Below are 13,516 nucleotides of genomic sequence, written 5' to 3' on the forward strand. Positions count from 1 at the left end.
AGGGAGTGGCAAAGGAATGTGGACATCATGAGCACTGAACGACCGATCAACCCGCGTTTTGACGATGACCTGCACTTCAACCTCGTGAAGCCGGGCCCGCCGAGGTACCAGACCCGGACCGAAAAGCCGGTGCGGTACTTCGAGGTGGCAGACAGAGAGAACGGTTTGGTTCTCGGATACGTGTGGGCCGCTAACGAGGACGACGCCGCCGCGTGGGAACCTCGGCAGGCCGCCGGACCTCGGGCGTTGATGGAGGGCCTCGGTTGGTTCAACCGTCTGGAGAAGGCCAAGGGACGGGGTATCCGACCCGCCCAGGCCATCGAGGAGATGCTGGCCGAACCGGCGACAGGCAAATTCGGCCGGGCCCTGCCGGACTCTCTCACCGACGCCCCGAACGCCGCGGCGGTCAAAGCCCTTGCCAAGGGTGACTAGGAGTCATACGCGCCACCATGAGCAGTGAACGACCGGTCAACTCGCGCTTCGCAGAAGACCTCCAGCTGAAGCAGGTGGCAGGTCCGGCGATGTACGGCCGGAGCACCGATGGCCCGGTCGCGTACCTGAGCGTCGCCGACCGGACCGGCAAGGTCATCGGGTACGTGTGGGCGAACGACAAGGACGACGCGGCTGGCTGGCTGGTGCCGCCAGGGCTTTCGGCCGACGCCGTCAACGCCGGCGCGAGGTGGCTGCGGGCCCTCCGCGCCGGCAAGGCCCGGGAGCTCGCCCCGACGGCCCTGCTCGCGGAACTGGCGCGGGGCACCAACGACAGCGAGCCGAGCCACGCCGTCCCCGGCTCGCTCACCGAGTCCCCGACGCTTGCCGCACTCAAGGAAATGGCCTCTGGTGGCTGAACCCGCGCCGATCAACCGGCGCTTCGACGAGGACGTGCACTTCAACCTCGTGTCTCCAGGGCCGCCGAGGTACCGGACCCGGACCGACAAGCCGGTGCGGTACTTCACGGTTGTCGACAAGCAGAACGGTGCGGTCCTCGGATACGTGTGGGGCGGTGACGAGGACGACGCCGCCGCGTATGTGCCGAGGCGGGCCGCTGGTCCCGTGGGGGCGAACGAGAGCATCTCCTGGATCAGCAGGCTGCGTGAAGCCAAGGCGCGGGGCATCCGCCCGTCACAGGCTGTCGCCGAGTTCCTGGCCGGACCGGAGCCCGGCGGCAGAGGCCGTCCTCTGCCCGGTTCCCTCACGGACGCGCCGAACACCGCCGCAGTCAAGGCCGTCGCCCAGGAGGCCTGACCCCGCATGCAGCACCAGCACCCCGTCCAGTACGTCGCCGTAGAGAGCCCCGACGGCGAAGTCGTCGGATACGTCTGGGCCGACTACGCCGCAGGCACCCTGGAGTGGTCGCGGCGCGCCGCGACCGGTGTCGACGGGTATCGCCTCGGCGAGACATGGGCGGCCAAGGTGGCGGAGACCCGCGAGCGAGGCATCCCCCTGGCCGGCGCGCTGACCCAGCTCGCCCGCGACGCCGGCACCGGGCCCCCGGTCGGCGTCCGCGGCCCCGAGGCCTTGGACGAACTCGCCCGCGCCGTCACCGAGGCCGACGACCGGCGCCTGCTGGCCCAGCTCGGCCACGACGACGTCGAAGCCTGGCAGGAGCTGGCCGACGCCTACGCCGCCCTCACCGACGACGACCGTGACGTCCGCTGGGGCGGCGGCGAGAAGAACGCGAACGGCGCGACACAGTGGCCGTATCCGGTCTACAGCAAGCCGCTGTGGCGAGTCGTCAAGGCCCTGTGGGGCATCGGTGCCGTCACCCCGGAGTACCGCTGGAGCTCCGCTCCGCCTCCCGCGGTGCCGCCCCACGGACGGCTGCGTCCCGCGGACGCCATACGCGCCGCGACCTTCCTCGCGGTCGGTGAACGCGTCAACGAGGGGTCGGTGGACGAAGCCGTCCAGAGCGGCCTCTTCGACGCCATGGTTGTCGCGCTCCTGGACCGGCACGCCGCGCATGCCGCGCACCCCGCCCAGTGAGCCGGATTCGACATAGGGAACGCCAGGTGTGCAGGTTCTGCGGAGGTTTCGGCGCCGTTCCCGGCAGCCCGGGCTCCCCGGGTACGCCGCCCGCGCGTCCATGTTTTATGTTGCACGGGCGAAGTCACGGGGACAGGGGGGATGCGCTATGCCGTACGACGGGTCGTCCGCTCCGGTCATGACGCTCGCCGAGGTCGAGTCCGTAGCCCGCGCCGCGCACGCCGCGCAGCGGGACAAGGCCGGCCGGCCCTACGCCGAACACCTGGAGGCCGTCGCCGAAGGCGTGCGCGCCCGTGGTGGCGGTCGCGAACTCATCGCCGCCGCCTGGCTGCACGACGCGATCGAGGACGGTGTGCTGAGCGAGGAGTGGCTGACGGCGGCCGCGCTCACCCAGCGCACCAAGGACGTCGTACGGGCCCTGAGCAAACGGCCGGGCGAGGAGCCGCGGGCGTACGCGGATCGGATCCTCGCCACCGAGGGCGCGCGGCTCGTCAAGGCGGCCGACCTCGCGCACAACGCCGACCCGCGCCGGCTGGCCGTACTCGACGAGCCCACTGCACGGCGTCTGACGCGGAAGTACGCCGACATGCGGGAGTACCTCGGCATCACCGCAGAGAACCCCGAGAACTCCGAAAACCCCGACATCCCTGACACCCCCTCGCGTCCCTGAAACCTCCACGACCTCCGACGACTGACGACCGCACAGAGAGCACAGGCACAGGACCAACTCAATGGCACGGGACTACGACAGCCAACTGCTGGAGTCGGTGGCGGTGCGCCGGCGCCGGATGCGCGACGCGCTGCTCTTCGGCGCGCAGCGCACCCGGCGCTCGGCCGACGAGCGGCTCGGGAAGGTGTTCGCGGGCATCGCCATCGCGGCGGTCCTGTGCGCCGGGTGCGTCGGGTGGTCCTTCCTGCAGGCCACCCTGGCCAAGCAGAAGCAGCAACAGCAGCAGGAGCAGCAGCAGTACGGCGGCACCTCCGCGCAGCCGTCCGCCGCATCCTCGGCCACAACTTCGCGATGAATGGGTTCCGGTAAGTGGTGAGTACAGCAACGACGTCCCGGACACAACTGAGCCGGGTCACGCTGGTCGGTGAGCGCCGGCGCGTCGACATCGTCCTGCCGTCGGACACCCCGATCGGGCAACTCCTGCCCGACATCCTGCAGTTGCTCGACGACCGCGCCGCCACGCGGCCCATGACCCGGCAGCTGATCACCTCCGACGGCTCGGTGCTGCCGCACGAGGCCACGCTGTCGTCGTCCGAGGTGCCCGACGGCGCCGTGCTCCAGCTGGTGCGCGCCCATGCCGCGCCGCCCGCACCCGTCGTGCACGACGTCACCGACCAGGTCGCCGACGACCTCGATCTGCGCGCCTGGCGCTGGCGGCCCGCCGCACGCCGGGCCAGTTCCGGGGTGGCCACCGTCGTGTTCGCCGTGGCCGCGGCCCTGCTGGCCCGGCGCGAGTTCGCGCTCGAGTCCGTCACCACCGCGCTCGCGGTCGTCACGGTCGTGTTCCTGGTCGCGGGCGCGCTCGTCTCGAAGATCGGCGACGGCAACCGCGGGCTCGCCACGGCGCTGCTGCTCGCCTCCGGGGGGCTCGGACTGCTCGCCGCCTGGACCGCCGCCGACGCCTACGGCTGGTCAGGACCGGCCCGGCTGGCCGGTGTCGTCGCGGCGCTGGTGCTCACTCTCGTACTGCTCGCCTACTTCTCCCCGCTCGGCCGTGGTGCGCTCCTCGGGGCCGGCGCCGCCGCCTTCATCACCCTGGTGTGGGAGGCCGTCGCCGCCGTGCAGGACCGGCCGGACCGGCTCGGTGCGGTGATGGCCGTGTTCTCCGTCGTGCTGCTCGGCATGCTGCCGCGGCTGGCGCTGATGGCCTCGGGGCTGACGGGACTCGACGACCGGCGCTCCGCGGGCGCTTCGGTCAGCCGCCACCAGGTCGCCAACGCGCTCGCCGCGACGCACCGCGGGCTCGCGCTGATCACCATCGCCACCGTCGTCTCGGCCGCCGCCGGCGGCTGGCTGCTGACCTCGGCCGGGCGGCCCACCGTGTGGACGGTGACCCTCACCTCGCTCACCGCCGTGGTGCTGCTGTCCCAGGCCCGGGCCTTCCCGCTGGTCGCCGAGGTCGTGGCGCTGTTCAGCGGCGCCGCGCTGCTCGTCGTACGGCTCGCGGTGGAGTGGGTGGACCACGCGGGCGGCGCCGGGGCACTGGTGCTGCTGTGCGTCGCCGGAGTGCTGCCGCTGCTGGTCCTCGCGGTCCAGCCGCCCGAGCACGTGCAGGTGCGGCTGCGGCGGATCGGCGACCTGATCGAGTCCCTCGGCGTGATCGGGCTCTTCCCGCTCGCCGTCGGGGTGTTCGGCATCTATGGGCAACTGCTCAACAAGTTCTGAGGCCAGGGCAGGAGTGAAGGGCGACATGCCGAACGGGGACAACTGGCAGAGCGACGTGCTGCGCGATCTGAGAGGCGCTACGCCTCAGCATCAGCGTCAGCAGCCTGTGCCGCCACAGCAACAACAGCTATCGCCGCAGCAACAACAACCGCTACCGCAGCAGGGACCCGGCGCCCCGGCGTACGGCTACCCACAACAGCAGGCGTACGCCGACCCGCCGCCTCCTCAACACCAGCAACAGGCCCACACCTACCAGCCGCAGCCCCGCGCACCGCACCGCGTCACCCCCGACTCCCGCCCCGTGCTCGACAAGCGGCTCGCCGCCGCCGCGCTCAAGCCGCGCCGCGGTGAGGCGCTCGGTACCCGTGCCCTGCGCGCCGTACGCCGTACCGTCTCCTCCTCGGCGGCCCGCGAGGTCGCCGACAGCGCGGCGACCGCCGAGGTGCTGCAGCAGGCGGTCACCACCGGGCGGCAGATCGCGGTGACGTCCATCCGCGGCGGCTCCGGCAAGACGACGGTCGCCGCGCTGCTGGGCGCCACCTACGCCCACTACCGCCAGGACCCGGTGCTCGTCGTCGAGGCCGACCCGGCGCTCGGCTCGCTGCCGCTGCGGCTCGGCGCGGAGACCCTGCGCTGGACCACCGGCGACCTCGCCGGACTGGTGGAACCGCAGATGTCGCTGCTCGACGTCACCGGCTACCTGGTCCAACTCCCCGGCAACGCCTGGCTGTTGCCCGGCAGCCAGGGCCAGGTCGGCGCCATGCTCGACACCGCGGGCTACGAGCGGGTCATGGTCTCGCTGCGCCGTTTCTTCGGGGTGACCGTCGTCGACTGCGAGACCCTGCCCGCCGAGGTCGCCCGTACCGCGCTGTCCGCCGCGCAGGCCCGGGTGCTCACCGTGCCCGCGACGCTGGAGGGCATCGCCAGCACCCGCGCCGTCCTGGAGTGGATGCGCAACCTGCCCCCGCACGTGCTGGCCTCCACCGTCGTCGTCCTCACCGAGCTCGCACCGCACCCCGGCGTCGACCTCGCCAGGGCGACCCAGGAGCTGACCGGGGCCGGAGTCACCGTGCGCGTCCTGCCCTACGACCGCCACCTCGCGTCCGGCGGCACCATCCGTACGGATCTCCTCGCCCGGGCCACCCGGCAGGCCGCCACCCGGCTGGCCGCCGACGTCTTCCAGCTCTCCCAGAAGCAGCGCTGACCGCCCGACAGGAAGGGACCGAGGAATCCAACCCGAGGACCAGGCAACGTAGATGAGCACCCGACTGATCCACCGTCCCGCGCGCACCACCCGCCCGCCGGCCGCCCCCGAGCCGCGCGCCATAGAGGCGCCGCCCAACCTGCCCGAGGGCAAGGCCGGTTCCGTGCTGCACTCGCTGCTGCCCGTCGCCGGGGTCATGTCGTCCGTCGTGATGATGACCTTCGTGCGCAACAGCCAGTTCGCCGGGCTGGGCGCGATCATCCTCGTCGTCACCCTGGCCGGTTCCCTCGCCATGGCCTTCTCCCAGCGCGGCAAGGCGCAGCGCGTCCGCCGCACCCAGCGCGAGGCCTACCTGGCCTACCTGGAGGACCTGCGCGAACAACTGGCGACGGAGGAACGCGAACGGCGCGAGCGCGCCCAGGTGCTCAACCCGCCGCCGGACGCGCTGTACGACATCGTGCGCGACCCCGCCCGCCTGTGGGAGCGGCGCCGGACGGACGGGGACTTCCTGCGGGTACGCGTCGGCACCGGTCAGATGCCGGTGCGCGATCTGCAGGTCGCCCAGCAGGGCTCCTCCGCGCTCACCCCGCCCGACCGGTTCATGCTCAACGAGGCTTCCGCGCTGACCTCCCGCTTCAGCACCGGCACCGAACTGCCGCTCACCGTCCCGCTCGACCGGGTCGGCAACATCAGCGTCATCGGCCCGCGCGAGGACACCCTGCGCGTCGCCCGCGCCCTGCTCGTCCAGGCCGCCGCCACCCACGCGCCCGACGACGTGGCCCTGGCCGTCGCGGCCCCCGGCGACCGGCTGGCCGACTGGGAGTGGGTCAAGTGGCTGCCGCACCTGCTGGACACCGAGCAGTTCGACGGCCCGGTCGCCGCCCGCCGTATCGCCCCCTCGCTGCCCCAGCTCGCCCGGCGGATCGGCGGTGAGCTGCGCCGCCGCGCCTCCTACGCGGCCGAGGTGCGCCGCGGCATGGCCGGCCGGGACGCGCTCGCCATGACCTCCCGGCTCCTCGTCGTCGCCGACGCGCACGGCGACGACGCCGTCGACCTGCCGCGCCCCGACGACGCGGTCGGCCTGCGGGACATGGGCGTCACCGTGCTGCACCTGCTCGACGAGCGGGTACGGGAGCCCGGCAGCGTCGGTGTGCGCATCACCGTCGACGGCGCCCGGATCGACATCGAGGACCTGCGTGAGACCGAGCCGATCAGCGCCCACGGCACGGTCGACGAGGTCGGCACGGCCCTCGCCGAGGGCCTGGCCCGGATGCTCGCCCCGCTGCGGCTGTCCGCGGAGTCCCTGGTCGGTGCCCCGCTGACCGGTCCGGTCGACTTCGCGGAGCTGCTCGGCATCGACGACGTCGCCGACCTCGACCTGGACCGGCTGTGGGCGCCCCGCGCCGAACGCGCCTTCCTGCGCGTCCCGATCGGTGTCGGCGACAGCCACGAACCCGTGCTCCTCGACCTGAAGGAGTCCTCCGAGCTGGGTATGGGCCCGCACGGCCTCTGCGTCGGTGCCACCGGTTCCGGCAAGTCGGAGCTGCTGCGCACCCTCGTCCTCGCGCTGCTCGCCACGCATCCGCCGGAGGACCTCGCGCTGGTCCTCGTCGACTACAAGGGCGGCGCCACCTTCGCCCCCTTCGCGGACGTCCCGCACGTGGCGGGTGTGATCACCAACCTGGAGAACCAGGCCGGTCTCGTCGAACGCGTCCACGCCTCGCTCGCCGGCGAGGTCAAGCGCCGCCAGCAGGTCCTCAAGGAGGCGGGCAACGTCGCCGACATCGGTCACTACGCCGCCCTGCGGGCCGAGAAGCGCCCCGACCTCGAACCGCTGCCCCACCTGTTCGTCGTGATCGACGAGTTCGGCGAACTCCTCACCGCCAAGCCGGACTTCATCGACCTGTTCCTGTCCATCGGCCGCATCGGCCGCTCCATCGGCGTCCACCTGCTGCTGTCCAGCCAGCGCATCGAGGGCGGCAAGCTCAAGGGCCTGGACACCTATCTGTCGTACCGGCTCGGCCTGCGCACCTTCTCCGCCGACGAGTCCCGTACGGTCCTGGACACCACGGACGCCTTCCACCTGCCCCCGCTGCCGGGCTTCGGCTACCTCAAGGTCGACACCAGCCACTACGAGCGGTTCAAGGCGGGCTACGTCTCCGGCGCCTACCGCGGCCCCGTCCGGCGCGAGACCGAGGACACCGGGCCGCTCGCCCTGGAGTACCCGGCGTACAACACCCTGGGCCAGGGCGAGAGCACGGGGCCCGAGGAGCCGCAGATGCGGCGCCGGGAGACCGGACTGACCGAGATGGGCGTCATGGTCCGGCAGATGGAGAACGCCGACACCCGGCCCGTACGCCAGATCTGGCTGCCCCCGCTGCCCGCCGCCGTCGCCCTCGACCAGGTCGCCGGACCCGTCGAGGTGGGCACACGCGGCATGCAGCTCGCCCGACGCCGGGGTCCGCTCCAGGTCCCGCTGGGCGTCCTGGACGATCCGGCCCGGCAGTGGCAGGGCCAGTGGTACCTGGACCTCACGGTGGCGGGCGGACACGCGGCGGTCACCGGCGGCCCCCAGTCCGGCAAGACCACCCTGCTGCGCACCCTGGCCCTGTCCCTGGCGCTCACCCACACCCCGCAGGAGGTCGGCGTCTACGGCCTCGACCTGGCGGGCGGCGGTCTGCAGGCGCTGTCCGGCCTGCCGCACGTGGGCGGGGTGGCCGGCCGGGCCGACCGGGAGCGGTGCGCCCGCACCGTCGACTCCGTGCGCGGCATGCTGGACCAGCGCGAGGAGCTGTTCCGCCGCCACCGCATCGACTCCCTGGAGCAGCTGCGCACCCTGCGCGCCGCGGGCCGCGTCCCCGAACTGGCCTCCACGGAGATCGTGTTGCTCGTCGACGGCTTCGGTGCCCTGCGCGACGACTTCGAGGAACTCGACGAAGGGGTCGGCGACATCCTCAAGCGCGGCAGCGGCTACGGCATCCACGTGGTCGCCGGCATGCTGCGCTGGAACGACGTGCGCATCGCCGCCCAGTCCCAGTTCGGCACGCGGGTGGAACTCAGGCTGAACGACGCTGGCGAGTCCAGCATCGAGCGCAAGCTCGCGCAGACCCTCTCGCCCGACGAGAAGGGCCGCGTCCTCACCGACACCAAGCTCTTCGCCCAGGTCGCCCTGCCCCGCACGGACGGCGTCGCCGACACGGCCGACCTCGGCACGGTCCTGGAGCGCACGGCCCGTACGATCCGCGCCACCTGGTCCGGCGAGACAGCCCAGCCGGTCAGGGTGCTGCCGCACGTCCTGGAGCCGCATCTGCTGCCCGGCCCGGCGGCCGAACCGCGCCGGGTCCCGATCGGCCTCGACCAGACCCAGCTGGCGCCCGTCCTGCTCGACCTGTTCGAGCACGACCAGCACCTGCTGATCATGGGCGACAGCGAGTGCGGCAAGACCAACCTGCTCAGGGCCGTCGCCCAGGGCCTGATCGAGCGCTACAGCGAGGACGAACTGGTCTTCGGCGTCATGGACCCGCGCCGTGGACTGCGCGGCGCCGTCCCCGAGGAGTACCGGGGCGGCTACGCCTACAACGCCAAGCTGTGCGCGGGCCTGTCCGCGGGCATCGCCGGCGAACTGGAGAAGCGGCTGCCCGACGAGAGCGCGGACGGCGCGGACCTGGAACCCGGCAGCTGGGGCTCGGGCCCGCGGATCGTGATCCTCGTCGACGACTACGACGTCCTCACCACCGCCGGCCAGCAGCCGCTCGCGCCCTTCCTGCCGTACATCCCCTCGGCCCAGGACATCGGCCTCCACTTCGTCCTCACCCGCCGGGTCGCGGGCGCCTCCCGGGGCCTGTACGAGCCGCTGCTGCAGAGCCTGCGCGAGTCAGGCGCCTCGGCGCTGGTGATGGCGGGCGACCGCAGCGAGGGCCAGCTCTTTCCCGGGGTGTACGCCGGCCGGCAGCCGTCCGGTCGCGGCGTCCTGGTCCGCAGGGGCGAGCCGAACCGGCTGATCCAGACCGTCCACGCGGGAACCAGGTAGGACCGGGTGGGAACAGGCAACGGGACGAGGTACCCATGACGAAGGATGCCGTCGCTCTCACCAGGACGATGCCCGACCCGCTGAGCGTGCTCGCGGGGCTGCTGGCCGGTGGCCCGGACCTGCTGGCGGGCGTCGAGGGGGACGGCGCGGTGGTGCGGCTCTGCGACGGGCGGGGCCGTCCCCTCGTCTCCGTCGAGGCACCCCTGCTGGTGCGGGTCAGGGGAGAGGCGACGCGGCTGCTCGGGGCGACCGAGCCCGAGGTGCCGTACTGGTGGACCGAGGCCCGTGCCACCACCGGCGTCAAGGAGGCCGAGGAGCTCGCCGGTGCCTTCGCGGCCCGCGTCGCCACCTTGGTCGGTGGCACCGCCTGGCCGCCGCAGGCGGCGCGGTCGCTGGCGGTGGTCGACACCGACGGGGTGCGCGCGGTGCCGGCCCCGGCCGCGGCGCAGCCCGCCGTGGACGTGCTCACCGACAAGGTCGCCGTGGTGATCCAGGACCGCCCGGTGGTCGCGATGACCGCCTGGCTCTCGGACGCCTTCAAGGCCGTCGCCGACGCCGGACTGGGCCTGCAGATCGTCACCCCCGCCGGCACGCGCCTGTCCCCGGCGGTCCGCGGCAGCCTGCCGGGCTGGCCCTCGCGCTGGGTGGTGCAGGACAAGAAGGACGGCTACTACGACGGACTGTCCGGAGCCGTACTGCGCTGGGACAACGGCCTGTTCGTGACGGCCGGGTCCCCGGACGCGACGCCGGAGGACCCCCGCACCCCCGTGGCCGAGTCGTTCACCCCCGAGACCGCCGACGACGGCGAACGCCAGCTGGCCGTGTCCTTCCGGGCAGTCCACCCGGCGGACGAGCGGCTCGTGCTCGGCGGCGCCCTGGAAGCCGTATGGCGTGAGCTCACCGGTGAACCGCCGGCCGGCTGGGGCACCGAGGAGCCCGCCAACCTGCCTTGGTCGCTACGACAGTTGACCGACCTGGCGTACGAGCGGGCGCCCGAGCCGACCTGGCTGGTGGTCGTCGGCAGTCCGGAGCGCCCGGGCCTCGCGACGGTCCGGATCAGCCGTACCGAGGGCGGTGTGGAGGAGGACGTCACGCTGGCGTTCGGTTACGGCCCGGGTGAGACGGTGCCGACGGACGCCGCCGTGACCCGGGCGGCGGAGGTCCTCGCCACCCGGCACGATCTGCAGTCGATGCTGGTCCAGGTCCGCCGGGCCCGCCGTGACCTGTCCGTACCGCCGCGCTTCGAGGGGCCCGGCGTCCCGTACGCCTTCGTCCTCGGTGCCGAGGAGGTGCGCGAGCTGCCCGGCGACCGGGCCAGGCGCACCCCGCTGCCGCGGCCGCCGCGCGAGTTGGGCCCGAAGAGGCGTCCGGCGTTGTACTACCCGTTCCCGGGCGACCCCTCGGACCTCGCGGGATGGACGGACTTCGAGCGGCTGATGAGGCACCTCAAGGGCGCCTGAGACACCCCGGCTGCTCAGCCCACCAGTGTGCTCTGCCGTTCACGGGCGACTTCGGCCGCGTCGCGCTTGAACGCCCACTCCATGCGGGGCTCGATCACGAAGCGGAACACCCGGCGTACGGGCGGGGTGCACAGCAGGGTGACGCCGGTGACCGCGAGGGCGGTCACCAGGGCGACGCCGTACGGCCGGTGCAGCCAGGCGTGGTCGTACAGGCCCGCGTAACCGGCGCCCTTGATCAGGAAGCCGTGCAGCAGATAGCCGTACAGCGTGCCCGCGCCGAGCGCCGTGAACCAGGTCGTGCGGCTCGGTACCCAGGAGTAGAAGGCGGCGGTCAGCAGCAGCGAGCAGCCGAACATCGCGAGCATCATCACCGGCCCGACCCACCAGGGAGCGGCGAACTCCTGCGCGGAGTCGTGGTGGTAGAGCCAGCTCGCGTTCATCCGCGGCACCGCCCAGTAGCCGAACACCAGCGCGCTCACGAACACCGGCACCGCCAGCTTCCGCATCTCGGGCCGCCGAACCAGCTGGAAGTGCTCGGGCTTGAGGACCAGGCCGAGCACGAAGTACGGCAGGAACTGCGCCGTCCGCTGCAGATCGAAGTCGTCGGTGATGGCAGGCGTGCAGGAGGCGAGCATGGCGATGCCGAGGGCGATCGGCAGCGGGTGCCGGACCAGTTTCCAGATCGGGGTGGTGAGCCGCCAGATGAACAACGAGCAGAGGAACCAGGTGAGATACAGCGGGTCGAGCAGGGTGATCTGCTGGTGCGGGTCGTCGTTGGCGTAGCGGCTGAAGAGCGAGTACGCGATCTCGAAGACGATGTACGGCAGCGCGACACCGGTGAGGAGCCGCTTCAGCCGGGCGGGGCTCATGTCGAAACTGCGGGAGAAATAGCCGGAGATGACGATGAACGCCGGCATGTGGAAGGTGTACACGACCATGTACAGGCCCTGGAGCACTCTGCTGTCGCCCTTCAGGGGCTCCCAGGAGTGCCCGATGGCGACCAGCAGGATCGCCAGGTACTTCGCGTTGTCGAAGAACGCGTCGCGCGATGTGGGCTGTTCGTTCTTTTCGTTCTGTTTGCTCTGTTCGTTCTGGCCCGGGGGCGTGTCAACGTGGAACATCTGAGGCACCCTAGCGTTGCCCTCGGGAATCGGTGAAACCATCGGACGCGCGTCCGGAATCTGTTCACGATGTCACGATTCATCCCGATCAAAAGGCGCAAAAGGGTACACGGGGAAGGCCTGTTCATGTGCGCATGCCAATAATGCGAACGAACTGCGAACACATCCCTGCCGAACCTTTGCGACCAACGATCCGTCACCCGCCGCATACGTGGGCCGCGTTGGTGGCACGATGGTTCTGGCGGGGTGCGCGGGTTGCGTCCCCGGGCCGGGAGAGCGGACCGACCGAGGGTGTGATCAGTTGTGGCCATTTCACTGTCTGTGGTGCTGCTGTTGGCGATCATCCTGGTGGTGTTGATCCGAGGGGGATCGATCAAGGCCGGCCCAGCCATAGTCGCGATCCTCTTCGGCTTCTTCCTCGCCTCGACCGGGATGGCTCCGTCCATCAACCGGTTCATAAACTCGCTGGCGGAGACGATCAACTCGATCAGCTTCTGATGGAGGCGCGCGTGCCGCAGCGCACGGCGAGGGGTTCGACACCGACGCGTCGACGGTTCACCAAGGAGTCGGCGGGCGCCTTGTTCGCGGCGTTCGCCGCCTTCCTGTTCGCGCGCGATGTCACGTTCGACTACTTCCGGCACGCGCTGCCCGACTGGGCGTACACGGCATCGGGCCTCGTCGGCTTCGCCGCGGCGCTCGCCGCCTACGGTCTCGCCACACTCTGGCTCCGACGGCTCCCCTGAAGCCTCCCCTTTCCGGCCAAAAGGCGGGGAACGCATCAGGGCCAGACCGAGGAGTGATCCTCCGGCCTGGCCCTGAGATGCCTGGAGCGGGCGACGGGAATCGAACCCGCGTAGCTAGTTTGGAAGACTAGTGCTCTACCATTGAGCTACGCCCGCACACGACGCGCCGCAGGTCAGACGACCGCGGCACAGAAGGCATCGTAGCGGGTCGGGTGCCCTCCGCGCACACCGCATTCCCCATGCCCCCTCCGGCACCCCGGCGCTCGTGAAATGCGGCGGCTTCACCGCCTGCGGGCATGTACCCTACGTGTCGCACCAGACGGGGTGTGGCGCAGCTTGGTAGCGCGTCCGCTTTGGGAGCGGAAGGCCGTGGGTTCAAATCCCGCCACCCCGACCACCTGCCGGACCTTCGGGTCCGGTATCACACCAGTACCTCGCGGGATCGCCTTTTGGGGGGTCTCGTCGCTGCGGCTACTATGCAAGCTGCGCGCCCGTGTGTCTCTCACACTCTGAAGTCCTCCGGGCGACCAGAAACCGCCGGACCTGTCTGGGTCCGCAAACCAAGAAGTCAGCCCCCAAG

General features: G+C 71.6%; 13 protein-coding genes and 2 tRNA genes. 13 read left to right on the top strand and 2 right to left on the bottom strand.

Going from position 1 to position 13,516, the window contains the following annotated elements; translation table 11 throughout:
• Positions 1-27: 27 nt before the first annotated feature.
• The 10 genes from OG504_RS34590 to OG504_RS34635 all read left to right on the top strand — a co-directional run bounded on the left by OG504_RS34590 (position 28) and on the right by OG504_RS34635 (position 11,072).
• Positions 28-432, top strand: coding sequence for a hypothetical protein (locus OG504_RS34590; protein WP_405993316.1), 405 nt, complete (start codon positions 28-30; stop codon positions 430-432).
• 17 nt (positions 433-449) lie between these two features.
• Positions 450-848 (top strand): hypothetical protein, encoded by a 399-nt coding sequence (locus OG504_RS34595; protein WP_405993317.1) that lies wholly within the window; start codon positions 450-452, stop codon positions 846-848.
• Positions 841-1,245, top strand: coding sequence for a hypothetical protein (locus tag OG504_RS34600; RefSeq protein ID WP_405993318.1), 405 nt, complete (start codon positions 841-843; stop codon positions 1,243-1,245). The genes OG504_RS34595 and OG504_RS34600 overlap by 8 nt, the downstream gene beginning before the upstream one ends.
• 6 nt (positions 1,246-1,251) lie before the next feature.
• Complete coding sequence (locus tag OG504_RS34605; protein ID WP_405993319.1) at positions 1,252-1,983, top strand: DUF6508 domain-containing protein; 732 nt, start codon at positions 1,252-1,254, stop codon at positions 1,981-1,983.
• A 178-nt stretch (positions 1,984-2,161) separates the two neighbouring features.
• Positions 2,162-2,653: an HD domain-containing protein gene (locus OG504_RS34610; protein ID WP_405993320.1), complete on the top strand. Its 492-nt coding sequence runs from the start codon at positions 2,162-2,164 to the stop codon at positions 2,651-2,653.
• Positions 2,654-2,714: 61 nt separating this feature from the next.
• Positions 2,715-3,008, top strand: a complete 294-nt coding sequence (locus tag OG504_RS34615) for a hypothetical protein (RefSeq protein WP_405993321.1) — start codon at positions 2,715-2,717, stop codon at positions 3,006-3,008.
• Positions 3,009-3,022: 14 nt separating this feature from the next.
• Positions 3,023-4,378 (top strand): type VII secretion integral membrane protein EccD, encoded by a 1,356-nt coding sequence (gene eccD, locus OG504_RS34620; protein WP_405993322.1) that lies wholly within the window; start codon positions 3,023-3,025, stop codon positions 4,376-4,378.
• A gap of 25 nt (positions 4,379-4,403) precedes the next feature.
• Positions 4,404-5,582: a MinD/ParA family protein gene (locus OG504_RS34625; protein WP_405993323.1), complete on the top strand. Its 1,179-nt coding sequence runs from the start codon at positions 4,404-4,406 to the stop codon at positions 5,580-5,582.
• A gap of 52 nt (positions 5,583-5,634) precedes the next feature.
• Entirely contained in the window at positions 5,635-9,612 is a 3,978-nt protein-coding gene (eccCa, locus tag OG504_RS34630; protein ID WP_405993324.1) for a type VII secretion protein EccCa, read from the top strand.
• A 35-nt stretch (positions 9,613-9,647) separates the two neighbouring features.
• Positions 9,648-11,072, top strand: coding sequence for a DUF6177 family protein (locus OG504_RS34635; protein ID WP_405993325.1), 1,425 nt, complete (start codon positions 9,648-9,650; stop codon positions 11,070-11,072).
• Between the two features lie 14 nt (positions 11,073-11,086).
• Here OG504_RS34635 and OG504_RS34640 read toward each other — a convergent pair whose 3' ends face one another.
• The gene (locus OG504_RS34640; protein WP_405993326.1) at positions 11,087-12,193 is read right to left on the bottom strand and encodes an acyltransferase family protein; all 1,107 of its coding nucleotides are present in this window, start codon (positions 12,191-12,193) and stop codon (positions 11,087-11,089) included.
• A gap of 303 nt (positions 12,194-12,496) precedes the next feature.
• Between OG504_RS34640 and OG504_RS34645 the strand changes: the two genes are divergently transcribed.
• Together OG504_RS34645 and OG504_RS34650 are read left to right on the top strand one after the other, a co-directional pair.
• Complete coding sequence (locus tag OG504_RS34645) at positions 12,497-12,691, top strand: hypothetical protein (RefSeq protein WP_026151384.1); 195 nt, start codon at positions 12,497-12,499, stop codon at positions 12,689-12,691.
• A gap of 11 nt (positions 12,692-12,702) precedes the next feature.
• Entirely contained in the window at positions 12,703-12,936 is a 234-nt protein-coding gene (locus tag OG504_RS34650; RefSeq protein ID WP_405993327.1) for a hypothetical protein, read from the top strand.
• Between the two features lie 82 nt (positions 12,937-13,018).
• On the opposite strand, the gene OG504_RS34655 is transcribed toward OG504_RS34650, so the two are convergent.
• A tRNA-Gly gene (locus tag OG504_RS34655) sits at positions 13,019-13,092 on the bottom strand.
• A gap of 164 nt (positions 13,093-13,256) precedes the next feature.
• Here OG504_RS34655 and OG504_RS34660 point away from each other — a divergent pair.
• A tRNA-Pro gene (locus OG504_RS34660) sits at positions 13,257-13,333 on the top strand.
• The last annotated feature ends 183 nt before the right edge of the window (positions 13,334-13,516 follow it).

Source organism: Streptomyces sp. NBC_00986 (assembly GCF_045162565.1).
GTDB lineage: Bacteria > Actinomycetota > Actinomycetes > Streptomycetales > Streptomycetaceae > Streptomyces.

Bases quoted from the DNA above. Each gene is read 5' to 3' on its own strand.
- OG504_RS34590 (WP_405993316.1), top strand. From the start codon at position 28: ATGAGCACTGAACGACCGATCAACCCGCGTTTTGACGATGACCTGCAC.
- OG504_RS34595 (WP_405993317.1), top strand. From the start codon at position 450: ATGAGCAGTGAACGACCGGTCAACTCGCGCTTCGCAGAAGACCTCCAG.
- OG504_RS34605 (WP_405993319.1), top strand. From the start codon at position 1,252: ATGCAGCACCAGCACCCCGTCCAGTACGTCGCCGTAGAGAGCCCCGAC.
- OG504_RS34610 (WP_405993320.1), top strand. From the start codon at position 2,162: ATGACGCTCGCCGAGGTCGAGTCCGTAGCCCGCGCCGCGCACGCCGCG.
- OG504_RS34615 (WP_405993321.1), top strand. From the start codon at position 2,715: ATGGCACGGGACTACGACAGCCAACTGCTGGAGTCGGTGGCGGTGCGC.
- OG504_RS34625 (WP_405993323.1), top strand. From the start codon at position 4,404: ATGCCGAACGGGGACAACTGGCAGAGCGACGTGCTGCGCGATCTGAGA.
- eccCa (WP_405993324.1), top strand. From the start codon at position 5,635: ATGAGCACCCGACTGATCCACCGTCCCGCGCGCACCACCCGCCCGCCG.
- OG504_RS34635 (WP_405993325.1), top strand. From the start codon at position 9,648: ATGACGAAGGATGCCGTCGCTCTCACCAGGACGATGCCCGACCCGCTG.
- OG504_RS34640 (WP_405993326.1), bottom strand. From the start codon at position 12,193: ATGTTCCACGTTGACACGCCCCCGGGCCAGAACGAACAGAGCAAACAG.